This is a genomic window from Shinella sp. SUS2, assembly GCF_001262505.1.
GTDB lineage: Bacteria > Pseudomonadota > Alphaproteobacteria > Rhizobiales > Rhizobiaceae > Shinella.
The window spans coordinates 1-3618 of the sequence record NZ_KQ410803.1; the positions used below are offsets into that span (position 1 = coordinate 1).

The window sequence follows — 3618 nt, forward strand, 5'->3', positions numbered from 1 at the left end:
GCCGATCTGTCGCCACGCGAGCTGGCGGTGAAGTTCACCGACATGGAAAGCTATTTCGTCTCAGAGGCTTCGGTCTACCGCCTACTCAAGGCCCATGACCTGGTCACCTCGCCAGCCTATATCGTCATCAAGGCCAACAACGAGTTCAAGGACAAGACCACGCGGCCGAACGAGATGTGGCAAACCGACTTCACCTACCGTGCGCCTCGTCCCGGATAGACCGGGGTGCATATGACTGGAATGCATTGAGAAAGGAGGTTTTGAAGAATGCCTGCTCCCTGCTGAACACTTGCCCAGGTTCATCGAGCAGATTTACAATACCAAACGGCTGCATTCAGCCCTTGGCTATTTATCGCCAGCAGAATTCGAAACTCAACTCGCCCAGCAGGCGGCTTAGTTTGAAGCGGTTCGATGGTCCAGCCCGAGGGGTTCACTCCAGATTGCGGGAAATTATCACTGAGATTTGACCCATGTTTCAATCATCCCTCGCGAGGATTCAGCGGGGGCTCTGGAGTGATCGACATGGCGTTACTGAGCGTAATCCGACGCTGGCATTTTCGAGAGCATCTATCGATCCGGGAGATTTGCCGCAGGACCGGCCTGTCCCGGAACACTGTCCGCAAATACCTGCGCCTGGACGGTGTGGAACCGAAGTTCAAGGTTCCGGAGCGACCGAGCAAGCTCGACCCTTTCGCAGATCGGCTATCGGCCTGGCTGAAGACAGAGTCCAAGAAGGGCCGCAAACAGAAGCGCACTCTGAAGCAGCTCCATGCCGACCTGGTGAGCCTCGGCTATGACGGTTCCTATTGCCGTGTTGCAGCCTTTGCCCGGGAATGGAAGGCAGACCGGCAGAGGGAACTCCAGACGACGGGGCGCGGAACGTTCGTGCCTCTGGCCTTCGAACCGGGCGAAGCGTTCCAATTCGATTGGTCGGAGGACTGGGCCATCATCGGCAATGAGCGCACCAAGCTGCAGGTCGCGGGGACGAAGCTGAGCTACAGCCGCGCCTTCATCGTGAGAGCCTATCTCCTCCAGACGCATGAGATGCTATTCGATGCCCACAACCATGCCTTCCGCGTGTTTGGCGGCATCCCCGGCCGTGGCATCTACGACAATATGCGCACGGCAATCGACAAGGTCGGCCGTGGCAAGGAGCGCGACGTCAACGTGCGCTTCATGGCGATGGCCAGCCACTATGTGTTCCAACCCGAGTTCTGCAATCCTGCCTCCGGCTGGGAGAAAGGACAGGTCGAGAAGAACGTTCAGGATGCCCGTCATCGTCTCTGGCAGCCCACGCCGCGCTTTCCGTCGCTGGAAGCGTTGAACGACTGGCTGGAGCAGCGCTGCAAGGAATTGTGGGCGCAGACGCCACACGGCCAGATGCGCGGCACCATCGCCGACATCTGGGCTGAGGAGGCTTTGGCATTGATGCCTGTCTCCCGGCCGTTCGATGGCTTCGTCGAGTATACCAAGCGCGTCACGCCCACCTGCCTCGTTCATCTGGAGCGCAATCGCTACAGCGTTCCGGCATCCTTCGCCAATCGACCGGTGAGCCTTCGGGTCTATCCGGATCGTATCGTTGTCGCCGCGGAGGGCCAGATCGTCTGTGAGCACCGCCGTGTCATCGATCGCTCCCATGACCGACCGGGACAGACCATCTACGACTGGCGGCATTATCTGGCGGTCGTGCAACGCAAACCGGGCGCTCTTCGCAATGGTGCACCGTTCGTTGAACTACCGGACGCATTCCGAGCCTTGCAGCAATACCTCCTGAAGAAGCCGGGTGGCGACCGCGAGATGGTCGATATACTGGCCCTTGTTCTCCAGCACGACGAACAGGCCGTGCTCTCGGCGGTCGACATGGCGCTGAAGTCCGGCGTCCCCACGAAGACCCACGTGCTGAACCTGCTGCATCGCCTCGTCGACGGCAAATCCTTCACACCGCCCACCATCGACGCGCCTCAGGCCTTGACGCTCACCAATGAGCCCAAGGCCAATGTCGAACGCTACGATGCGCTGAGAAAGACGGAGGCTCGCCATGCGTCATAATCCGGCAAGCGGCGCTATCGTCATCATGTTGCGGCAACTGAAGATGCACGGCATGGCCCAGGCCGTCGGCGAGCTCACGGAGCAAGGATCGCCGGCGTTCGAGGCGGCAATCCCGATCCTGTCGCAGCTTCTCAAGGCCGAGACTGCGGAACGTGAAGTTCGATCGACCGCCTACCAGCTCAAGACGGCACGCTTTCCAGCCTATCGTGACCTGAACGGCTTCGACTTCAACAGCAGCGAGATCAACGAGACGCTGGTGCGTCAGCTTCATCGCTGCGACTTCCTCGACGACGCCAACAACATCGTCCTGGTTGGCGGTCCCGGCACGGGCAAGACGCATATCGCCACGGCCATCGGTGTCCAAGCCATCGAACATCATCACAAGCGGGTTCGGTTCTTCTCGACCGTGGAGTTGGTCAACGCGCTCGAGCAGGAGAAGTCCCAAGGCCGGCCAGGGCAGATAGCCAACCGCCTGGCACACTCCGATCTCGTCATCCTGGACGAACTCGGTTACCTGCCGTTCAGTGCTTCAGGCGGTGCGCTGCTGTTCCATCTGCTGAGCAAGCTCTACGAGCACACCAGCGTCATCATCACCACCAACCTGAGCTTCAGCGAATGGGCCAGCGTCTTTGGCGATGCCAAGATGACCACCGCGTTGCTCGACCGGCTCACACATCATTGCCACATCCTCGAAACCGGAAACGACAGCTACCGCTTCAAGAACAGCTCCGCGCACGACACCAAAACGACGAAGGAGAAACGGAGGAACTTGACCACCACAACCACGACGGACGATATCTAATACGGTCCCTCACTGATCAAAACCCATTGGCCCATTCTCTGCGTCCGATCGACATGACGCGCCATGGCTGGCTTTCGAGCCGCCGCCAGGCATCGCAGCAATGATCGACGATGTCGTCGTATGATTTGAACACGCGGTTTGATAACCAGTTGTCGCGCATGAAATGCCAGAGGTTTTCGACCGGGTTCAGCTCCGGCGATTTCGGCGGGAGTGGCAGAATGGTGATGTTTTCGGGCACGACGAGATTGTTGGACATGTGCCAGCCTGCCTGATCCATGATGAGGATAGCGTGCGCGTCGGCATCGACGTGTCGGGCGATTTCGGCCAGATGCTGGGTCATGGCGTAGGTGTCGCACCATGGCATGACCAGCGCCGCCGCCTTGCCGAGCTTCGGGCAGATTGCGCCGAAGATGTAGGCCGACCTTGTGCGCTGATCGTGCGGTGCTGAAGGCCGTGTTCCTCGCCTGGCCCATCGGCGGGTGATCTTGTTCTTTTGCCCGATACGGGCCTCATCCTGAAACCAAATCTCTATGCGTTTTCCTCGGGCCGCTCCAGCGGCAATCTCTGCCACTGCGGCAGGGAAGCTTTTTTAAAACCCTCAATGGCTTGAGGGTCTTGCGCGTGATGTTTGGGCCGAACAGCGAGCTTGCGATAGCCCATGGCCCGGACTTCGCGGCTGAGCGTCTGCTCGCTCACCGAAACGCGAAACTCCTCCCACAGCCATTGCGCCAGATCGCACAGACGCCAGCGAACGACGCCCTCGCCGC

At 59.6% G+C, this 3618-nt stretch carries 3 protein-coding genes and 2 pseudogenes; 4 read left to right on the forward strand and 1 reads right to left on the reverse strand.

Annotation, left to right across the window (positions count from 1 at the left end; translation table 11 throughout):
* The 4 genes and pseudogenes from AKG11_RS33170 to istB form a co-directional block, all read left to right on the forward strand.
* Positions 1-198 (forward strand): annotated as a pseudogene (locus tag AKG11_RS33170) (IS3 family transposase); the annotation flags it as partial.
* A 37-nt stretch (positions 199-235) separates the two neighbouring features.
* Complete coding sequence (locus tag AKG11_RS35960; RefSeq protein ID WP_371260181.1) at positions 236-397, forward strand: IS3 family transposase; 162 nt, start codon at positions 236-238, stop codon at positions 395-397.
* A gap of 125 nt (positions 398-522) precedes the next feature.
* On the forward strand, positions 523-2049 hold the full coding sequence (istA, locus tag AKG11_RS33175; RefSeq protein WP_156334233.1) for an IS21 family transposase: 1527 nt from the start codon (positions 523-525) through the stop codon (positions 2047-2049).
* Positions 2039-2851, forward strand: a complete 813-nt coding sequence (istB, locus tag AKG11_RS33180) for an IS21-like element helper ATPase IstB (RefSeq protein ID WP_050747106.1) — start codon at positions 2039-2041, stop codon at positions 2849-2851. The genes istA and istB overlap by 11 nt, the downstream gene beginning before the upstream one ends.
* A gap of 16 nt (positions 2852-2867) precedes the next feature.
* Here the strand turns inward: istB and AKG11_RS33185 are convergent.
* A pseudogene (locus AKG11_RS33185) lies at positions 2868-3618 on the reverse strand (IS630 family transposase); the annotation flags it as partial.